Source organism: Paenibacillus rhizophilus (genome assembly GCF_003854965.1).
In the GTDB taxonomy this organism is placed as follows: domain Bacteria; phylum Bacillota; class Bacilli; order Paenibacillales; family Paenibacillaceae; genus Paenibacillus_AQ; species Paenibacillus_AQ rhizophilus.
This window is the reverse complement of sequence record NZ_RQPI01000012.1, coordinates 15,102-36,205: the sequence shown is the minus strand read 5'-3', so window position 1 is coordinate 36,205 and position 21,104 is coordinate 15,102. Positions and strand designations below refer to the sequence as shown.

General features: G+C 44.7%; 17 protein-coding genes and 2 pseudogenes. 18 read left to right on the top strand and 1 reads right to left on the bottom strand.

The annotated features are described in order from the left end of the window. Window positions 1–9: 9 nt before the first annotated feature. The 18 genes and pseudogenes from EH198_RS18000 to EH198_RS17915 all read left to right on the top strand — a co-directional run. Entirely contained in the window at window positions 10–1,275 is a 1,266-nt protein-coding gene (locus EH198_RS18000; RefSeq protein ID WP_124696912.1) for an MFS transporter, read from the top strand. Between the two features lie 20 nt (window positions 1,276–1,295). Further along, window positions 1,296–1,478, top strand: a complete 183-nt coding sequence (locus EH198_RS17995; protein ID WP_124696911.1) for a hypothetical protein — start codon at window positions 1,296–1,298, stop codon at window positions 1,476–1,478. Next, entirely contained in the window at window positions 1,475–2,440 is a 966-nt protein-coding gene (locus tag EH198_RS17990; protein WP_124696910.1) for a polyprenyl synthetase family protein, read from the top strand. The genes EH198_RS17995 and EH198_RS17990 overlap by 4 nt, the downstream gene beginning before the upstream one ends. A gap of 3 nt (window positions 2,441–2,443) precedes the next feature. Further along, window positions 2,444–4,801, top strand: a complete 2,358-nt coding sequence (locus EH198_RS17985; protein WP_124696909.1) for an ATP-binding protein — start codon at window positions 2,444–2,446, stop codon at window positions 4,799–4,801. 23 nt (window positions 4,802–4,824) lie between these two features. Beyond that, complete coding sequence (locus tag EH198_RS17980; protein WP_124696908.1) at window positions 4,825–5,436, top strand: response regulator transcription factor; 612 nt, start codon at window positions 4,825–4,827, stop codon at window positions 5,434–5,436. Between the two features lie 75 nt (window positions 5,437–5,511). Then, window positions 5,512–6,078, top strand: a complete 567-nt coding sequence (locus EH198_RS17975) for a TetR/AcrR family transcriptional regulator (RefSeq protein ID WP_124696907.1) — start codon at window positions 5,512–5,514, stop codon at window positions 6,076–6,078. A gap of 94 nt (window positions 6,079–6,172) precedes the next feature. Then, the gene (locus tag EH198_RS17970; RefSeq protein ID WP_124696906.1) at window positions 6,173–8,425 is read left to right on the top strand and encodes an MMPL family transporter; all 2,253 of its coding nucleotides are present in this window, start codon (window positions 6,173–6,175) and stop codon (window positions 8,423–8,425) included. A gap of 47 nt (window positions 8,426–8,472) precedes the next feature. Next, window positions 8,473–9,189: a thioesterase II family protein gene (locus tag EH198_RS17965; RefSeq protein WP_246014420.1), complete on the top strand. Its 717-nt coding sequence runs from the start codon at window positions 8,473–8,475 to the stop codon at window positions 9,187–9,189. A 255-nt stretch (window positions 9,190–9,444) separates the two neighbouring features. Then, complete coding sequence (gene sigK / locus EH198_RS17960; RefSeq protein ID WP_124696904.1) at window positions 9,445–9,975, top strand: RNA polymerase sporulation sigma factor SigK; 531 nt, start codon at window positions 9,445–9,447, stop codon at window positions 9,973–9,975. A gap of 207 nt (window positions 9,976–10,182) precedes the next feature. Continuing rightward, a complete protein-coding gene (locus EH198_RS17955) occupies window positions 10,183–10,380 on the top strand; it encodes a hypothetical protein (protein WP_185702954.1) in 198 nt (65 codons plus the stop codon). 186 nt (window positions 10,381–10,566) lie between these two features. Next, window positions 10,567–11,079: pseudogene (gene sigK / locus EH198_RS17950) on the top strand (RNA polymerase sporulation sigma factor SigK); the annotation flags it as partial. A 360-nt stretch (window positions 11,080–11,439) separates the two neighbouring features. Next, entirely contained in the window at window positions 11,440–12,462 is a 1,023-nt protein-coding gene (locus EH198_RS17945) for a LacI family DNA-binding transcriptional regulator (RefSeq protein ID WP_124696902.1), read from the top strand. A gap of 123 nt (window positions 12,463–12,585) precedes the next feature. Then, entirely contained in the window at window positions 12,586–13,563 is a 978-nt protein-coding gene (locus tag EH198_RS17940; RefSeq protein WP_246014409.1) for an ABC transporter permease, read from the top strand. Between the two features lie 12 nt (window positions 13,564–13,575). Beyond that, complete coding sequence (locus tag EH198_RS17935; protein ID WP_124696901.1) at window positions 13,576–14,451, top strand: carbohydrate ABC transporter permease; 876 nt, start codon at window positions 13,576–13,578, stop codon at window positions 14,449–14,451. A gap of 43 nt (window positions 14,452–14,494) precedes the next feature. Further along, entirely contained in the window at window positions 14,495–16,069 is a 1,575-nt protein-coding gene (locus EH198_RS17930) for an extracellular solute-binding protein (protein WP_124696900.1), read from the top strand. Window positions 16,070–16,144: 75 nt separating this feature from the next. Then, window positions 16,145–18,892 (top strand): alpha-mannosidase, encoded by a 2,748-nt coding sequence (locus EH198_RS17925; protein WP_246014407.1) that lies wholly within the window; start codon window positions 16,145–16,147, stop codon window positions 18,890–18,892. A 40-nt stretch (window positions 18,893–18,932) separates the two neighbouring features. Continuing rightward, window positions 18,933–19,742 (top strand): carbon-nitrogen hydrolase family protein, encoded by an 810-nt coding sequence (locus EH198_RS17920; protein ID WP_124696899.1) that lies wholly within the window; start codon window positions 18,933–18,935, stop codon window positions 19,740–19,742. Window positions 19,743–19,759: 17 nt separating this feature from the next. After that, window positions 19,760–19,939 (top strand): annotated as a pseudogene (locus tag EH198_RS17915) (sigma factor-like helix-turn-helix DNA-binding protein); the annotation flags it as partial. A 183-nt stretch (window positions 19,940–20,122) separates the two neighbouring features. Here the strand turns inward: EH198_RS17915 and EH198_RS17910 are convergent. Beyond that, window positions 20,123–21,085 carry a glycosyltransferase gene (locus tag EH198_RS17910; RefSeq protein ID WP_124696898.1) on the bottom strand — a complete coding sequence of 321 codons (963 nt, stop codon included), beginning with the start codon at window positions 21,083–21,085 and terminating at the stop codon, window positions 20,123–20,125. Between the last annotated feature and the right edge of the window lie 19 nt (window positions 21,086–21,104).

Here is a 21,104-nt window from a genome sequence, read left to right as displayed (position 1 = left end):
AGGTTCGGGATGAATTATAAACTATTCAATATTCGCAGCTTTTCCTTGTACATTTTTGGCGGGCTCATCACCCTGATGGGGGATGAGCTGCTGACAATCGCGCTTGCTCTCTATGTGCTAAAGCTCAGCGGATCGGCCAGTCAATATGCAGGTGTATTGACACTGTCCGCATTGCCCTCTATCCTATTGGCCCCATTTGCAGGCGCAATCGTAGATCGGGTAAATAAAAATCGGTTAATTGTCCTGTTGGATTTTTTGCGCGGAATAGCGCTGATCCCGCTCTATCTATATTCCCTTCATCATGTAATTTCCCTTTGGGATATTTATGCGTTGGCGCTTTTCTTTGGGATTTGCGACAGCTTTTATCAGCCGGCTGCAATGACCTTGCTTCCTGCCATTGTTGACAAAGAGCAGATTGTAAGCGGGAATTTGATCAACAAACTATTCTGGCAGGTAGGAAAAATCATTGCACCGGCTTTTGCGGTCTTGTTGTATGGCTGGAAGGGACTTTCGCTGGTATTGCTGCTGGATGCCGTCACTTTCTTCGTGACAGGAGTTATGAACCTATTTATCAAACTCAGGAAGATTCAAACGGAGACAGCCGACAACCGGATTATGTCATTTGTGAAGGATGGATTTCGATTATACCGGGACAAGGAGATTTTAAGCATCAGCATTAACGGTATGCTTACCCATATGTTGATTCTGCCCCTATTCTTGATAGGGCTACCCTTCCTCGTTAAATCGGTTTTTGCGGGGAGTGATCCTCAATATGGCACCGTTCAATCGTTCTATTCTGCTGCAACATTGTTTGCTTTTGTTACGGTGCCGCTTGTGAACAAATCGTTTAAAGATCTTAAGGCGCTGAATGTGGGCATGTATGGGATGTTGGGGGCAATACTGCTGTTATTCCTCATTCCAATCCCGGGTATTAATCATTCAATGCACCATCACAGTGTGGTGATGATCACGCTGCTTAGTTTAATATCTTTTTTGTTCTCCCTGTGCTTCTCAACTTACGGTGTATTCTTTACCTCATTCAACCAGAAGAAAGTTGGGAATGCTTACTTGGGACGATTCTACGCTGTACTATTCATGCTGTTTGCAATAGGCAGAGTTATCGGGAATTCCATTTACGGCGCTTTATTCGACACGAGAATTCTAGTTTTACCGATTGCCTTAGCTTGTGTAGGCATGATCCTGAAATTGTTATTAAATTATGCTGTAACGTCAGTTACCCCGGTTGAACCCGTACAGGGAAAACTGAACTCATAACAAATAGAGGAGGAACAGGGATGATTAACAATCCATTATGGGAAATCGTTCACTATTTGCGTAAGATCGGACCAGAAATAAAGGGGAAGGAGATGATCCTTTCTTCATCATTATCTGCAGTTGAACAGAGCATAATCTTGGAGCATTATTTTAGCGTAGACTGTACTGAACAAAAATCTCCAAATGCCGAGATGTGGGTATGACTATTCAGAGTACAGAGTTGCATAACCGGATGTGGGACGAGATCAACCGTTTGAAGTATGATTTTGCACACATGAGGGAATTCAACCAAATGTTGGATGAAGAGCTGAGGCAGCCTGGCAAAGCTGGCCATCTTGAAACGCCATTTTTTTCAACTTGGGGAGGCCGTGCTGTAAAGCTCGGTCTTTTATTTGGCGTTAATCACATTGAGAGAATTACTGCGGCGGGAGCTGCCATTGAATTGCTCATGCTCAGTGCGGATCTGTTTGATGATTGTATGGACCAGGATGGGGGCAAGCTTGAGTCGTCGTTTGAACCTGGCCACCTCTTGCGCATCGCTTTTGCACAATGGATATTTTCTTTGTCTTATCACGCTTTTCTAAAGTTGGATATCGATACAGGCTTGGCAGGCCGTCTCCTTCAAGAGGTTAATTCTTTGTCGATGGATGCCTTGTGGGGGCAATGGCGGGCGGATGCACATGTGTATCCATTTTCTTCAACTGAAGAAAGGTACATCCTTATGATTGAGGAAAGTTCGGGAAAGCTGGGGAAACTTGTTTGTGCGGTTATAGCACTCATTGCCAGATTGGATCAAAAAGTGACAGATCGGTTAAAGGAGATTGGGAGCATGCTGGCGATATCCGGCCAAATAAGCAATGACGCGAGAGATATTATGAATGATAGGAAACTTGATTTTAAAAGGCTGAAGATGAGTTTACCTCTCATTATGGCTATTTCGCACAGTGAACGCCGGCACGATTTTTTTCACTCCATGCTTGAGTATATTTACCGTCAGCCAATGGAAGCGGAGATATATAAACAGCAGTTGCGTGATTATATGGTGAATGTGGGCGCTATTGATTACGCAAATATTAAGGCAAGGCTGATCGACCATGAAGCAGAGCTGGCACTTGTAGCGCTTCATAGTGATTGGCAATCCAAGCAATCTTGTCCTGGAGCGTGATTCATGAAAGGCTTCCTTACTCACCGAGGATATTATCAATTTTTATTCTTTTTGGTCCTGGGATTATATTTAATATTGCTGCCTCAATTTTTCATATATATGAACCGTATTCACTATTTTGGAGTGTTTCTGGAACATACTCAAGGAAACTATATCGTAAACCATGTCGATCCGAATGGAGAAGGATCATACTTAGGGATCAAGCCTGGAGATACGCTGGTTGAGGTCAACTCCGCATCTCCGAAACAGAATAGCAATGTACGCCGTTGGCATATCGTGGAGGGATCCCATGAATTGGAGTTTATGAATCAAAATCATAAGTTGGTTAGCTGGATGGATACCTTCCCTAATCATTCTGTTCAAAAAACTGGAAATAGTGTGATTGTCAGTGTCAGCATTTCAATTTTGCTTATGGGATCAGGCATCTTTCTCTACCTCAAGACGTGGAATTTTCGATATTCGAAGGAATTTTTCCTTTTGTTTTCAGTGATGTCTTTCGCAATTTTAGCCTATATCGCTTCTGAGCGCGGAATGTTACTGGCAAGAATGACTGAAATTTTCTCCGTTTCATGGGCTCCGTACTTTCTTATCCGATTCATCACACGATTCCCGGTCCGAATAACCAATCAGTTCGTGAGGTGGCTGAAAGCCTGGTATATTTTTATTGCATGTATGTTAAGTCTCTTGGCTCTGCTTATATTATTTATCAGTCAGGAAGGCAACTGGAGTCTTGATATGCTTCGTACGGGTCTTATTGTTAATGTCGTTACATCTATATTAATTTCGATCGGTATTGCATTCCAAAAATCATGGTACGCGAAATATTCTCTTCCCAGGGATTGCCGATTAATATTAAGTGGTGCGATGTGCATCGGGCTGCTGCCGATTCTCCTTTTCAGCATGACTCCGGAGATTCTGGGATATAATGGGGTGCCGATCAAAAATTCGATCATGTTTTTTCTGTGTCTTCCTTTTTGTCTATTCTATCTGATCTCTAAGAATAAGTTCCTTGTTCTGGAGGTCTATATCGGGAAGACCATAGTTTATATCTTCTATGGATTGTTAGTGATTGTCTCTGTTTCGGAGCTCAGTGATATCCCTTCCTTCTATCTCAAAATACTAATGTTCATTGTAACCATCTTTATTCTTAACTCCGTGCTCCAAAAGTCCCTAAACTGGGTGGAAGAAATTTATCGCCCCTCCTTAGGAAAGGAGTACTTGGAAGATGAGAAGAAGCGGGTCTGGTCAAATATGATTCAAACCGACTATATTTATCGGACCCTGAAGTTAATCGCAGAAATGATAAATAGATATCTTGGAAGTCCTGGTGTCGGTATCATTATTTATCTCAGTCCGATTGACTTAATCTGTTGTTCAGGTAGTTTGGAGGGAAGGGAGAATGAGATGTTTGGTGCCCGGGGATACATCTATGGAAATCCGGAATGGACCGGTATTCAGGAATGTATACCGATTGGAGGTCCTATTCAACCATCCGGTCTCATAGTTATTGCTTTACGCCCTAACGGACAAGAGCTGACCCAGGAAGAGCTTCACTTTTTAAAGAAAATTGAAATGGAGGTCTCCCAAATCATTAATACATACGCCAAGCTGGATACCATTGAAGAAATGCGATCGGGATTTGTTGAATCCCGTCAAACGCAAATCGAGATGGATCAGAAGCAAATTAATCAAATGCTGATTGAAGCGCAAGAGGAAGAAAAAAACCGAATCGCTCACTATCTGCATGATGAAATACTACAAAACCTTATTTTTCTCTCCAGAAGTCTTATCGAACTGCCAAAATTGCAAAAGTTGAGGCAGATTGAACGGCATTCAGAGATGCTTTCAGAAAAAGTCCAGGATACCATTTATGAAATTCGGCAGTTGTGTTCTGACTTATACCCTTCGATTATCGAAGATCTTGGCATCCGGGAAGCAATCCAATGGTTGATTCGTGAAATTAAAGAAAAACGGAATGTTATTGTCGAGAACAAAAGTTTGATCCAAGATGAGGAATTATGGCCCTTCAAGCTGAAGGTGTGTGTATTCCGCAATGTAAAGGAGCTTGTTAATAATGCCCTGAAACATTCTGAAGCAACAGTGATTACAATAAAAGTTGAATCTAGCATAAATGAACCCATAAGCTGCCTAGTATCCGATAACGGAAAGGGGTTTGATGTACCCTTGCATATTGCCGATTTTGTGAAGAAAAAGTACTTCGGGTTAGCTTCCGTTCAAAAGAAGTTGGAGCAATTTTCCGGGAGCATGAGTATGTACTCAAGTAAGCAGATGGGCACAAATGTGTCATTTGTGATTCCGGCTAACAATAAAAACGAACCTTGTGAAGTAAGTAGTCAATAACAAGTTGTAGGGAGTTGGGATTATTGGATAGCATAATCAATGTTATTTTGGTCGATGACCACCCGCTTGTAATGGAAGGGCTTCGCTCTTTCCTGGATAGGGATCATGGTATTATTGTACTTGCTGTTTTCGATAAAGCCAAGGACCTATTGGCCCAATTGCCGAGTTACAAAGTTGACGTAATTGTCATGGATATACGAATGCCTGAAATGAATGGATTTGAGCTTGCACGTTCCATTAAAGCTGGATACGAATCCATCAGATTAGTCATGCTGTCGGGGTATTCATATGAAGAATATCAAAGAGCGGCATTTGAAATCGGAGTACATGCCTTTGTTCCGAAAAATGCGCCTTACTCATCCATTGTCAATGCGATCCGCCAAAGTTTCCTTGGGAATATTCTCGTCACGGAACGAGCAATGCAATATATGAATCGTGACAGACTCACACGGATGGAGCATCGAATACTGCAGCTCATTGCCCAAGAGCAGAACAATCAGCAAATTTCCGACGAACTCGGAATAAGTAAAAGAACGACGGAATCACATATTAGTTCCATTCTTATTAAGCTAGGTGTGGACTCCAGAGTAGGTGCTGTGGTGAAAGGGTTTCAGAATGGCATCCTGAATGCTTGAAAGGGGATTGTAATCAGGGGTTAAAAATGGTAGGATTTAGTTGGTCGACCAACTAACTAAAGGCAGGTATCCTCCATGAGCAAATCCACCTCAACGAAAGAAAAAATCATCGAAGCTGCTTACAAGATATTGGCTGAGAGAGGATTGCATTCTTCATCGATTAAAGATATTGCATCAGAGGCAGGCGTAGCGCCCGGACTGATCCATTACTATTTTGCCAGCAAAGAAGAGCTGTTTATCACGGTCATTGAGCTGAAGCTGCAAAAATACCGTGAGTTGCGTCAAAATCTCAGTCTGACTGCAGAGCCAAGTAATTTGCTTCCGGCTTCTGTCCGATTATTGCGGGATCGGGTGAAGTCAGACCCCAACTGGTACAGACTGCGTTACGAATTTTATTCTGAAGGGCTGAAAAACCCGGAAATTACAGAACGGGTGGCTACTTTTCTCGAAGTAAGCCGAAATGGAACCAGTGAAATTATAGAGGAAATTACCGGCAATTCCAGTGAAGCGAAGATGATCAGCGCTATCTTGCTGTCTTGCATGGATGGTCTAGCTTTGCAAAAAATTATGAATCCAGATTTTGATATTGACGGCGCCTATGATCTTTTGATGAGAATGGCCCTTTATGTGTCCGAGAAATAGGGCGATGGAAGACAAAACACAAGGTTTTGATTAATATTGGTTGGTTGACCAACTAATATTTGAAGACAAAAATCAAAATAGGAGTGAGTATGTAATGTTTAAGCGAGTGGGGCAATTTGTTGGCAAGCATCCAAAGAAATGGCTAGCGCTATGGATTCTAATACTGATTGGTTCCTTTCTGGTTAGTCCAAAGTTACATGATAGGCTAGCGATCGGCGGTTCCGAGAACCAAAAGACAGAATCAACTGAAGCCAGGGCGTATATTCAGGAACACTATGACGGATTGTATAAGTTTCGGGCATTGGTGATCGTCAGCAACCCGTCTATGGACGTAGATGATCCGGCTTTTAAAGACGCCGTAACACGAATTGAAACGGAAGCCAAGCGCATAGGAGAGGTAGAGCGCATAATCAGTCCGTTCAATGCGGATAGACCACAACTACTGGATGCCGCCAATCATCGTGCCTTTATGTATCTTGATATGAATCAGAATGCTGTGCAATATGTAGGGAAGCTGCGAAGTAAAATCGAGGAATTAAAGGACCCCCTGCAAGGATTCCAGGTACTGGTATCAGGTGGTCCAGGCGTTTCCTATGACGTGAATCAAACCAGCGCAAGCAATGTGGCGACGGTCGAAAAAATCGGTCTGCCAATCGTCTTTATTTTATTATTAGTCGTTTTTCGATCTGTTATAGCTGCGCTGCTCCCATTGCTAATGGGTATATTCAGTATTCTTGTATCGATGGCAGTCATTTATTTCGTTTCCCTTAACGTTCAACTTTCCACGTTACTGAATAATATTGTGACAATGCTCGGCCTTGGGGTTGCGATCGACTATGCGCTTTTCATTACTCAACGTTTCAGGGAAGAGATGCGGAAGCATGGGGATAAGCATGTAGCAATAGCGATGGCCGTTAGCACCTCGGGTAAATCTGTGTTTTTCGCTGGGATGACGGTTGCGATCAGTCTCATTTCTCTTATCAGTGCGAATACACTAATTACGCGTTCGGTTGCTATCGGCGGCTTTGTGGTTGTTCTCGTATCTTTATTCGCCTCGTTAACTTTACTTCCTGCCGTGTTGGTTCTGCTTGGGAAGAACATTGACTTTTTGCGAATCCCATTTGCTCCGAAGACAGTAGGGAATAACCGGATCGCCGGCTTTCTGATTCAACGTTTTCTGAAATATCCCATCATGTTTTTGCTGATTGGACTGCTGTTAGCAAGCGCATTTCTTCCTTTTGTAAAAGACATTCAGGTCCACTCCTCCGTTGTCGCTTATCAAGAACTGCCGGATGGCAGTGACTCAAAGGAAGGAATGAAAGCTGTTGTGGATCACTTCGGTGTCGGAGAGCTGTTTCCGATCCAAGTGGTGCTTCAAAGTCCGGACCGCAACGTGTATAGTGCGGAATCACTTTCTGAAATCGATCGGCTTACACAAAAAATCAAGGAGGTTGCACATGTCTCCCGGGTTGTGAGCTTGACAACACTGAGTCCGCAAACTGCAGATCCTGCGGCATATGCTGCTATTTATCAGAATCGGGATTCGTTACCGGCAGCAATGAAATCGCAGCTTAAAAATCTCGTAGGCAAAGATATGCACTCAACGGTTCTCCAAGTAATCTCGGCCAATGATCCAAACTCTGACGAGTCAAGAGCAATTGTCAAAGAGCTGCGGCAACGGATTTTACCGGAAGCGAACCTTTCCTTCATCGGTAAAGTGACTGGCGATACCGCAGTCGGTGTTGATGTGGAGGAGCGAATCACCAGCAGCATTCCCATGATTTTAGGCATTGTTGTTGGATTAACCTTCCTCCTGCTATTCTCGGCGTTCCGTTCGATTATTTTGCCGCTTAAGGCTATTTTACTTAACGGCCTGGTAACGGCAAGCTCTCTGGGATTTCTGGTATATATGTTCCAGGAAGCACACTTGCACGGTACAACGCCGATGCCGCTGGATATTAATACACCGGTCATCTTGTTTACTCTTCTATTTGGTCTCAGTGTCGACTATGAGGTAATCCTGGTATCGCGTATGAAGGAAATGTATGATTCGAATAAGAACATCCGCACGAGTATAACCGACGGCTTTATTTCAACAGTAGGAATGATCAACGGGGCTGCTTCAATTATGATTGTAGTGTTTACCGTGTTTTACTTTGCAGACTTCCAGATTATACGGCAGCTTGGGGTTGGGCTGGCCTTTGCCATACTGGTTGATGTCTTGCTGGTACGTACATTGCTGGTTCCGACAACCATGTTTCTGCTTGGACCGTTAAACTGGTGGCTGCCAAATCAACGCCGACGCCAAAAGAAGTCCAAGGAGCTCATTGCTCATGAATTGAAATGATATACAGTGCAACACCGCATAAGCAAAGGAGTGAGAAGGTGGAAAAGATGAAGCTTATTTGTATCCCGCATGCAGGGGGAGCGGCCTCGTCCTTCTTGAAATGGAAGCCTTATTTGCATCCTTCTGTGGAGCTAATGCCCGTTGAATTAGCTGGCAAGGGGAGAAGATTCGGTCAGCGGCCGTATAAAAATGTGGAGGAAGCCGTACAGGATATTTTGAGCGTTGTGCATAAAGTTGTGGCAGACGAGACGCCGTATGCACTGTTCGGACATAGCATGGGGGCCTTGTTGGCTTTCGAATTACTGCATACTGTCCAGGCAGAAGGCTTTCACAATCCAGTATATGCATTCTTATCGGGCAAGCTGCCTCCACACTATGTAACGGAAAAGCAGCGTCATCTGCTAAGTGATGAAGAATTATGGAATGAAGTAGCAGGTATGGGGGGGACCCCAGTTGAACTGCTGGCAAGTGCAGAATCGAAAGTGTTCTTCGCTTCGGTACTGCGGCATGACTTTCAACTGGTGGAAACGTATAAGATAGTTGCTGGACGTGAAGGATTGGATTGTCCTGTCATGGTGATGTATGGAAATCAGGACACCCTTGCATCTGAAAGGGCCATGAAGGAATGGGAGGATTACAGTAATGGTAAGATTAACATGCATGGTTTTGATGGCGGACATTTTTTTATTTTTGACAACGCGTTTGAAGTCGTGAATGTTATTAACGAATTTTTGCTAAATCAGATTGAGAAGTATACCGGGTAAAGCTTTGACAATGGTTAATGGTCGCTGTATTAAAGGAGTTTCAAAATTGATGGATGTAATAGGTGTGCAGATAGCAGGAATTAATCAGATATTGTCGTTAGATGAATTCATTCCGTTGCTCCGGCTTTTGCCAAGCGATAAATGCGACAGGCTCTTTTCCTTTGGAAGCATAAGTATACCATAGCGGCAAACTTAGGTTAAGTGACACCTACTGCTACTGCCGAGGCCGTTAATGGTCGCCGATCATGAAGCAAAATGACATCGCATCGTGTCCATAACCTCAAAAAATTCGACAACACCGGCGAAGACATGGAGGATCTCATCTCCATCGGGACGATCGGATTGATTAAAGCCATCGAGAGCTACCGCCCCAACAAAGGAACGAAGCTCGCAACCTTTGCTGCCCGTTGTATTGAAAACGAAATCCTGATGCACCTCCGATCGTTGAAAAAGACCCGTAAGGATGTATCGCTACATGACCCGATTGGTACGGATAAAGAGGGTAATGAGATTACTTTGATCGATATACTTGGCTCTGAGACAGACGACGTAATCAAGGAAGTGGATCTCAAGATCGAGAAGAGCAAGATCTACCGCAATTTAGATATATTGGATGACCGGGAAAAAGAGGTCGTGGTCGGGCGCTTCGGCCTGGACACGGGTGGGGAAGAGCGGACGCAGCGGGAAATCGCCAAGGAACTGGGCATCAGCCGGAGCTATGTGTCGCGGATAGAGAAGCGGGCGCTGATGAAGCTGTATCATGAGTTTTATAAGGCGAAGCGGTGAGTTGGATATTAGATTAATAACCTGTAGGAATGAGAAATCAATTTCTCATTCCTACAGGCTATTTGTGTCTCTGTATTGTGATCTTTCGGTTGCATGAGAGAATTCATCATTTGTAAAAGATCCGAGGATCACACCAAAGTGAATATAAATTACATTGTGCTGTGTTATACTCGAGCTATAAGAAAAAAATGAGGTGTTTGTTAAATGATGAATCTTACACAGGACCTTGCTAAATTGATTCGATTAACGGGTGATCGTGCGAAATTGGATGCTAAAGCAAATGGGACATATATAGTATATAAAACAGTTGAAGGGCAAATTGTTAAAGAATATAGCACGGGTGAAATCGAGGAAATGAATGAACAGGAACTTGGACCAAATAGATCATTTAGTCGTTATCGATAATAGTAAAACAGATGGTGAAATTATTCTTGAAGCAGATAAAAGTGGAATAAAATATTATTTAGATGAATTGCCTGAATGGGTACAAATAATTGAACAGCAATTACGGACCAGGCACAAAACCAAAAAATAAACCAATTCGAATCGGGATCGATCGTATTGGTTTATTTTTTTACATCGTATCGTGTCCATATCGTCAAGAAATTCGACAACACCGGCGAAGACATGGAGGATTTAATCTCCATCGGGACGATCGGGCTCATCAAGGCCATAGAAAGCTACCGCCCCAACAAGGGTACGAAATTGGCGACGTTTGCAGCCCGCTGCATCGAGAATGAAATCCTGATGCACTTGCGCTCGCTCAAAAAAACGCGCAAGGACGTGTCGCTGCACGATCCAATTGGTACTGATAAAAGAAGGCAACGAAATCACCTTGATCGATATCCTCGGTTCTGAGACCGACGACGTAATCAAGGAAGTGGATCTCAAGATCGAGAAGAGCAAGATCTACCGCAATTTAGATATATTGGATGACCGGGAAAAAGAGGTCGTGGTCGGCCGCTTCGGCCTTGACACGGGTGGGGAAGAGCGAACGCAGCGGGAGATCGCTAAGGAACTGGGGATCAGCCGCAGCTATGTATCGCGGATTGAGAAGCGGCGCTGATGAAGCTTTATCATGAGTTTTATAAGGCGAAAAGATGATTAAATCAAAATGGTCTGCCAATTGGCAGGCCATTTTTGATTGCAGCCTCTCCTGAAGAACCCATGCAGAAGAGGCAGACTGTTCTAGCAATCCCACGCTGGCAGGTGAGCGCAGCTCCTGCATAAATGGAGGATGCCTTCCTACGTTAACGGGCAGTGAATTTGTAGAGGGAGGAATGTTTTTACTTGTTATCTCGGAACGGATGTAATAATAGATTACATAAAATATAAAAATTTTAACTAAAACCGTTGACATGTTATTATATCTCTCATATAATCACGTTATCAAGTTTCAGAAAACGTTTTAGGAAAGAGTGCTTGTTAGCATTGTTAACCAAGTCTACTATGAGGTGACCTGAAGTGGCGAATATAAGAGACATCGCTAAAGCGACCGGATTTTCCGTATCCACAGTTTCCAAGGCATTGAACGGTTATTCCGATATCAACCTCAAGACCAAACAGCTTGTTTTAAAAACCGCTCAAGAAATGGATTACACACCTAATGTGATGGCAAGAGGGTTAATTACTAAAAAATCGAATATGATTGGCATTTTCTTTGGCGATCAGACCAACTCGGGATTTGATCATCCATTCTTTAGCGAGTTCCTGCGTTCCATCAAGGATGTATGCGGCGCAGAAGGGTATGATATTCTTATATTTTCCAATCGGAAAAGAGAATCCAAGAGTTACAAGTCGATTTGTATTGAAAATGGTGTAGCTGGGGTCATCCTTATACTAACCGGCGACCAACGTGCGGATCAGAACATACGGGCTTTGCATGAAACTCTTCCTACTGTCTACATAGATAGTGTTCCGCATCAGTATTTTAATGTGAATATGGTAGAGTCCGATAACGAATCGGCAGCTTTTGAAGCAACGGATTATTTAATTCAACTGAATCATACCCGAATTTTAAAAATAGCCGGAGATCAGATAGCCAAGGCCGCACATGATCGGGTAGCAGGCTATAAGAATGCTCTAACTAAACATAATATCCCTGTAGATGAACAACTGATTAAGTATTGCGAGTTTTCCCAGGAGCAGAGCTACAAGCTCACCAAATCATTTTTTTCGAAAAAAACCGATGTTACAGCAATATTTGCTTCCAGCGATACCATGGCTTATGGAGCGATCGAAGCTTTAAAGGAGCTAGGTTACAGTGTGCCTGGTGACATCTCGGTAATAGGCTTTGATGATATTGATTCCGCTGCAGGCTACAGCCCTGCGTTGACCACAGTCCGCCAGCAAAGGCTCAAAATAGGACAATCCGCTGCGAAAATCTTGATAAATATTATAGAGAATAATAACGATGGTTCTATCCAAAGGGTTACCGTTCCGGCTCATCTTGTAATCCGGGAGAGCTGCGGCAACCGGTCCGTTTAAAAAAAAGAAAGCAGGATTTTCATACACTTTTCCTAAAACGTTTTAGGTGAATTTTGTCAAACCACATCGGAATTGGTATGTATTTTAAAAATCCCATAAATTTAGAAGGAGGCGTAAGTATTTATGGCTGTGGAACATACTTCACTGATGAAAACATCCGGTAAATCGACTGGTAAGTTGACCGGTAAATCGACCGGTTTATCAAACAAGTGGAGGCAAATAAAGAAGTACCGGAATTTATACTGGATGCTCCTCCCCACATTGATTTATTTTTTTATCTTCCACTATATCCCCTTTGCCGGTATCAGTATCGCTTTTAAGGATTTTCAACCTTTTATAGGGATTGCGGACAGTCCTTGGGTGGGATTCAAGCATTTTAACATGATCTATCATTCCGAAGACTTTTATCAATTATTAGTAAACACCCTGCTGATCAGCGGTTACCGCCTTATTTTTGGATTCCCCGTTCCTATTATCTTCGCTTTGCTGCTCAATGAGGTAAGAAAACAATCCGTTAAAAAAACCGTCCAAACCATCACTTATTTCCCGCATTTCCTTTCCTGGATCGTATACGGAGGATTAATCCTTTCCTTTATTAGTCCCGCAGGGATCATTAATGAAATTTTGAAAGGCTTCGGCATTCCGGCAATAGACTTTGTTACAGGCCCCGATTATTTCCGTTCCATTCTGGTCATTACCGGTATTCTGAAGGATTTTGGCTGGGGAGCGATTATTTACTTGGCGGCCTTAAGCTCCATCGATCCGCAATTATACGAGGCAGCGACGGTCGATGGATCAGGCAGATGGAAAAAGATGATTCACGTAACTTTGCCCGCACTGCTTCCAACGGTATTTCTCATGCTTATTATACAGATCGGTTATATTCTGGACGCCGGCTTTGAACAGATCTTTGTGATGAGCAACCCGACGGTGTATGGCGTATCGGATATATTTGATACCTATGTATACCGGATTGGAATCGAGCAGGCCAACTTTAGTGAAGCTACGGCCATAGGTTTGTTCAAAGGGGTTGTCGGCTTTATCCTGATTGTTTCGGCTAACCGCATCATTAAGCGCAGCGGCGAACCAACTTTATGGTAAGGGGGAAAGACCATGGTTGAACAAAAGAACCGTTTTGCCGATTTCATCATTTATTCCATCTTAGCGTTTGCCTGTGTGGCCACCATACTGCCTATCCTTCACGTCTTTAATCTTTCATTGACTTCGGCCAGCGAGGTGCATAAGAGCAATCTACTGCTGTGGCCCAAGGAGATTACGTTTCAAGCCTACAAATATTTGTTTTCTACGAATGCTTTGGTCAAAAGCTTTTATATCACGGCATTCATTACGATTGTTGGAACCTTATTGAATCTAATCCTAACGATTGCCGGAGCTTACGCGCTATCCAAACCGGAGCTTCCGGGGTACAAAGGGTTCATGGTCTACATTGTGATTCCGATGATGTTCAACGCGGGGATGATTCCGAGCTATTTATTAATCAAAAATATGGGTTTGCTGAACTCGCTCTGGGCTTTAATCCTCACCGGCGCGGTTTCCGCGTTCAACCTGATTTTGATGCGTAACTTCATTATGGGTTTGCCCGGCAGTTTGGAGGAAGCGGCCAAAATAGACGGCTGCAGCGAATGGACGGTATTATTCCGAATCCTTATTCCAATCTCCAAACCGGCGATTGCTACTATAGGGCTGTTTTATGGTGTATACCACTGGAATGAGTTTTTTCTGGGGGTTCTCTATCTTTCGGATTCATCGAAATGGCCGTTGCAGGTGCTGCTGCGAACGATCGTATTTGATAACAACATGAGCAACGTAGCCGCTTTGAATACCTTATCCACTGCCGGCCAAGCGGTCGAACCCGCAAATATTCAAGCAGCTTCAATTATTTTTGCCGCCTTGCCCGTTTTGGTTGTTTATCCTTTTTTACAACGCTATTTCGTTAAGGGAATGGTATTGGGAGCTGTGAAAGGATAGCACTTCAAGCGAGATACAAAGCAGATAATCAGGAGGGATAAGGATGAAAAGCAGCTTTTGGAAAAAAGGGTCTTTGTTATTGACGGCACTTGTAATTGTTCTCGGCGGATGTTCTTCGGGCAATAATGGCGCAAACAGCGGTGCAGACACGGCAGCAGATGCTGCCGGCAGCTCGGAGCCGGTAACCATTACGATCTTGAAGCATTTGAACGGCGGGCAGCGCTATGCCCCGGATACAGCGATTGAAAAATTAATCGAAGAAAAGGCTAATGTTAAACTTGAATATCAATTTATTCCCGCCCAAGAATATGACAACAAGCTGAATGTGCTGATGGCCGGCGGGGATTTGCCGGATATTATTCATAACTTCGGACCCGACTGGCCTCAGTATAACAGCTATGTCGAGCAGGGCGCATTCCTGCCACTGGACGATTATCTTGCAAAATACCCTAAAGTGAAAGAAATGGTCTCGGACGATGTCTGGAATCTGCTCAAGAGTCCGAAGGACGGCAAGATTTATCATCTGCCGTGGTACATTGGACAAGAGCCGCAACTCACATATTACCGCAAGGATTGGGCGGACAAACTGGCCATTAAAGAACCGGCAACCGTTGATGAATTCACAAAAATGCTGGAAGCTTTCCGCGACAAGGACCCTGACGGAAACGGCAAGAAGGATACCATCGCCTTTTCTCCCGGAGACCAGAACATTTGGTTCCTGAATTCCTTTATGACCAACTTTGGGGCGAATATGTACGGGTTTGTTCCCTCGGAGGAAGATCCGAACACACTGGTCGATGCCTTTATTCATCCCAATCTAAAAACGGGTCTTACTTATCTGCATGATTTAAGAGTTCAAGGGCTGCTTGATCCCGATTGGCTGGTCGACAAGAAGCCGGGCATCGATAAATTCATCGCAGGCAATGTAGGCGTAACTTCCGGCACGAAGAATGAGTATATCCGCCTGGTGGACAGCCCTAATGTCAAGGGAGTCGCTGTACTTCCGCCGCTTAAAGGACCTAACGGCTACGAGGGCGGAGCCAGATTAATTCCTCCGCATGACCGCGGATTCTCGATCAGCAGTAAAGCGAAAAATGTGGATGCCATCTTCAAATATTTGGAGTGGCAGCTGACAGATGGCCTCGACCTGATGAAGTACGGTGTACTGGACAAGACTTATACCGAAAAAGACGGCGTGAAAACGTTGATTTCAACGGACAAGCTGCCTGACGATTATGCTTCTCTTGAAGTTCTGCGCGAAGTGATTCCGCAGGAGGAAGTGGATTCCCTGCAAAAACTTGAGTCGAAATTTGTGGATCACAAGGATCAGTTTGAGCATTTGAAAACCGTATATAATCTGTACCTGGAAAAATCCAAAACGAACAAGTATGCCGCCGATTATAGAAGACCTATTGCAAGCCCTGCGAATGAACAATATGGTGCCAAGCTGGCTGCGCTCGTGCAGGAAGGCCTGACGAAAGCCATTGTGGACGGCAAAGCGGATCCGGGACAAACCTTCGACAATTATGTAGCGAACTATTACAAGAGCGGCGGCCAACAGGTTCAGGATGAGCGCAACAAGCTTCAGCAGGACAAATCAAATCCTTTTGCAAAATAGCGGAGCATTCATCGAATCCGGCGTGGAGGCGAATGATTCGGCGCCGGATTCTTACTTACTGGGAGTGGTGAGACCGTGAACAATCCATTAGTTTGCCATATTATTTCTCATACCCATTGGGATCGCGAATGGTATTTGCCTTATGAAAAACATCATGTACGCCTCGTCCGGTTAATGGATACATTATTGGAGCTGTTGGATCATGATGCTGATTTCCATAGTTTTCATATAGACGGGCAAACGATTATTCTTGAGGACTATTTACAGGTTCGTCCGGAGATGCGGGACAAGCTGGTGCATTACATTAAGGAAGGCAGACTGATTATTGGTCCATGGTATATATTGCAGGATGAATTTTTAACGAGCAGTGAAGCCAACATCCGGAATCTGCTCATTGGATTTCAAGATGCGCGGCAGTATGAAGGCGCTGTATCCAAGCTTGGATATTTTCCGGACTCCTTCGGAAATATGGGACAAGCCGCACAAATCCTGCGGCAGGCCGGAATCGATACCGCTGTGTTTGGCAGGGGGGTAAAACCGACAGGGTTTAATAATGCTGTAGCGGATAAAACCAACCATTTTGAATCGCCCTATTCGGAAATGATTTGGCAGTCTCCGGACGGGTCCTTCGTGCTTGGCATACTGTTCGCAAACTGGTACCACAATGGAATGGAAATACCGGCAGATGAGGAACAGTCAAAGCTGTATTGGGAGAAGAAGATTGAGGATGCAGCCCGGTATGCTTCAACCCCTCATTTACTGTTTATGAACGGCTGCGACCATCAGCCTGTCCAAACCGACTTATCGGCTGCGCTGGCGGTTGCAAGAAGGAAGATGCCCGACGTTCAATTTGTCCATTCCAGCTTTGAGCATTATATAGAGCAGGTCAAACCGGCTTTGCCCGATGATTTATCTGTAGTAAAGGGTGAACTGCGCAGCCAGCATACGGACGGATGGTTTACTTTGGTCAATACCGCTTCGGCCAGGGTGTATATCAAACAAAAGAACCAGACCGGTCAGGCCATGCTGGAAAAGGTGGCTGAGCCGCTGGCTGCATTCGCCCATATTCTCGGTCAGGCCTATCCCCATCACTTGTTCACTTATGCGTGGAAGACATTAATGCAGAATCATCCTCATGATAGTATTTGCGGATGCAGTATAGATGAGGTTCACCGGGAAATGATCACCCGGTTTGATAAAAGTCTCTATGTCACGGAAGAAATTGTAGACGAAAGCCTGAAAGCGATCACTCAGCATATCGATACCGCTATGTTTGCCGAATTTTCCTCAGAAGCGGTGCCTTTCACGGTGTTCAATACGAGCGGTTGGAAACGTACGGGAGTCCTATCCGTTGTTTTGGAAGTCGGGCGGATATCCATTGACGGGCAAGTCCCTGCGCTTGCAGCGCAGGAACTGCAGAAGGAGAGCTATCACGACTGGATATTGATGGATAGTCGAGGCAGCAAAGTGTCCTTTACTATGGAGGACCTGGGTCCGCAATTTGGCTATGACCTTCCGGAAGACCGTTTCCGGCAGCCTTATATGGCCCGTAAACATAAGCTTACCTTTGAGGCGCAGGATGTACCTGCCCTTGGATTTAAGACGTATGCGTGGATCAAGAATCCTGGCCTTGCAGAGGTTGTTTCGGAATCTAATGAGAATCCTTCACTGGTCGTTGGCGAACGGGAAATGGAAAACGATTGTTTAAAGGTTGCCATATCCGCGGATGGCCGGTTATCGGTCATGGAAAAACAAAGCGGGCATACGTTTACGGATCTTCTAATTTATGAGGATGTAGGGGATATCGGTAACGAGTATGTTTTTAAACAGCCCGATGGGGAGATCGCCATCACAACGGAAGGCCTTAAGGCTGAGATTAAGCTTGTTGAGGATACACCCTACCGCGCTTCCTTTGAAATCATCCATGAGCTGCAAATTCCACAAGGCGCTAATGAACTGCTGCAATCCGAGATGAACCAAATGGTTCTGTTTAAAGACCGGAAGGCACAGCGTGTCCTGGAAACTGTGCCAATGAGGCTCACTACCCGTATCAGCCTGGAAAAGGGCGGAAAAGGAATAAAGGTAAAAACGACTTTTGACAACAAGGCAACGGATCATCGCTTGCGTGTATTGTTTCCTGTTGATTTGAACACAACCGTATGCTCGGTGGATTCAATCTTTGAGGTGGTTCAAAGAAATATCGAGCCAGCCCCGGAATGGGAAAATCCAAGCAACTGCCAGCATCAGCAAGCATTTGTCGATGTGAGTGACGAACGGGCAGGCCTGACCATAGCCAACCTGGGTTTAAATGAATATGAGATTTTAAGAGATGGGCGCAATACGATTGCTGTAACCTTATTACGCTCCGTGGGTGAACTGGGAGATTGGGGCGTATTCCCAACACCGGAAGCGCAATGTTTGGGCGAGCAGACGGTTGAATTTGAAATGATTCCTCATCCGTATCATGGTGTGCAATCCGGGGCCTTTGCGGAAGCCTATCAGTTCCAAATTCCGTGGACTGAGCGGCAAACCGGAATTCATACAGGTAAGCTACCGGCTGACTTTGGATTTGTAGAATGGAACGGGGAAGGCCTCGCTTTTTCAACTATGAAGATCAACAATCAGACGGATGATGTAATCCTGCGATGGTACAATATGAGGCTTGAGGAATCGACGCTTGCTGTTGAACTCAACACGTCCATCAAAGAGTTGTATGTAAGCAATGTGCTCGAAGAAACCATTGGGCCCCTAGCTCATATAGGCAAGGATTCCCTCGATGTGGGTCCCGCGCAAATTACGACTTTGGGAATCAAGCTTAAGTAAACTCGCAGTTAGATCTGTTGTAACCACGGAGGGAAAATAGATGAAACTATTAAACGTTGGGCTTGTACAAATGGATTCCGTGATTAAGGATATTGAAAGCAATATTTTAAAAGCGGAGCGTTATATAGATCAAATCGGTCAAGAAACAGATATTATTTGTTTTCCGGAGCTGTTTACGACAGGATATAATTTCGACCTGATTCAAGACGAATTCTATTCCTTGGCGGAGACGATCCCCGGTCCGACAGTAGAACGGCTGGCTGCCAAAGCCAAGCATTACGGGACGGCGATCATCGGGAATATCGTAGAACGGGATGAACTGCAAAGCGGTGTTTTGTACGATACCGCTTTTGTCATCAATGAGAAGGGCGAATATATTGGGAAATATCGTAAGGTTCATCTCTATCCGTCGGAACATCAATATTTTCGAAACGGCGCTGACTTTCCTGTGTTTGAGCTGTTCGGTACGAAAGTGGGCGTAGTAATTTGTTATGACCACGCTTTCGAAGAAGCTTTCCGGATTCTGGCGCTTAAAGGAGCCGAAATTATATTCATTCCTTCGGTCATACCGAAAAACTATGAATATTTGCTGGATCTTCGCACCAGCGCCCGGGCCCAGGACAATCAAATATTTACAGTGGCGGTCAATAGGGTGGGGATGGAGAACAAAATTGTTTATTGCGGGAAAAGTAAAATTGTGAACCCGCAAGGCGAAGTTGTGGCAGAAGCGGGCGATCAGGAGGAAGTTCTAATCGGACAGATTGATACTTCCCTTATTTTCAAAGAGAGAAAGCAAGAACCGGTCTTTCGGGATCGAAGACCCGAATTATATTCAGAGCTTACCAAATAAGAGGTCATCATTCTTCCATCTTGGATGACCGGGAAAAAGAAGTGGTTGTGGGCCGCTTTGGCCTGGATACTGGAGGGGAAGAGCGGACGCAGCGGGAGATCGCCAAAGAGCTGGGCATCAGCCGCAGCTATGTATCGCGGATTGAGAAGCGGGCGCTGATGAAGCTGTATCATGAGTTTTATAAGGCAAAGAGGTAATGCGGCTATAGCAGTGATACGGGGCAGGGGGGATGCATTGTCGTTGCCCTGACAGAGTCTGATTCTGAAGGGCAGCGACTTTATACGTGGCGATGAATATAAAAAAAGCATTCGAAAATACACCCGTTCCCCGGTCAAGTTCCGGGAAACGGCCGCAAGTACCATTGTTTTTAGCTGTCTGCTTTACAGGTAATGATCATGCCCAATAACCTTCTCGTATACTTTCAAGTAACGTTCAGCCATCTTTTCTTTCGTAAATCGGTCAGCGACATACTGACGAAGCTGCTCCGGATGGACGGATGCATCGCCCATAACCATCTTCGCCATATCCTCCGCGCTTTCGCACAAGAATTGCGGAAACCCGGACAATACTTCCGGGACAGCCCCTCTAGGGAATGCGGCCACAGGCGTTCCGCAGGCCATCGCTTCAATCATCACCAATCCAAATTGCTCTTCGCAAGCAGTCGGAAACATGAGCCATTTGGCATGCCGCAGTAAATCTTGTTTTTCTTTTCCGTGAACTTCACTGACATATTCGATGTTGGGACTGTTGTTAATTCGCGGAAGGATCTGATTAAACAGATCTCCATCCCAGGCGGGACCTGCTATGATCGTTCTTATACCTGTCATTTCGGCCACATCAATCGCAGTATGCACGCCTTTTTCCCAATCGATCCGTCCCAGAAACAGCAAATAATCCTCTTTGTGCTTACTATATTTATACTCGTTTAGGTCGATTCCATTGTGTACATAATATCCTTTATGCCGGTTAGGAGACTGTTTAAGCTTCGTACGGCTCACATATACGGGATGCTTTACCGGGACATGAAGCGACCATTCCGTGTGAATCGTAGCGACCGTCGGAATGTTTAGGTCTTCCTGTCCAAACAGGAGATCATGCGTATGGTCGTGTATGATATCCGTATTGTCCGGAATCGTATCAAGAACGAAATCCTTGATGCTGTCCGTCTCATACCGGTGTCCATACGGAATAACGACAGCACGGCTTCGGCTCCCTGCGAGGGCATACACATAGACCTCATGTCCCATATCCACAAGCGCATCCGATAAATTGTAAACGACCCTTTCGAGACCTCCGCTGCCGGGAAGAGGAATGATGTTCGGAGCCACCTGAACAATGATCACCGTAAATCACCTCTGCTTG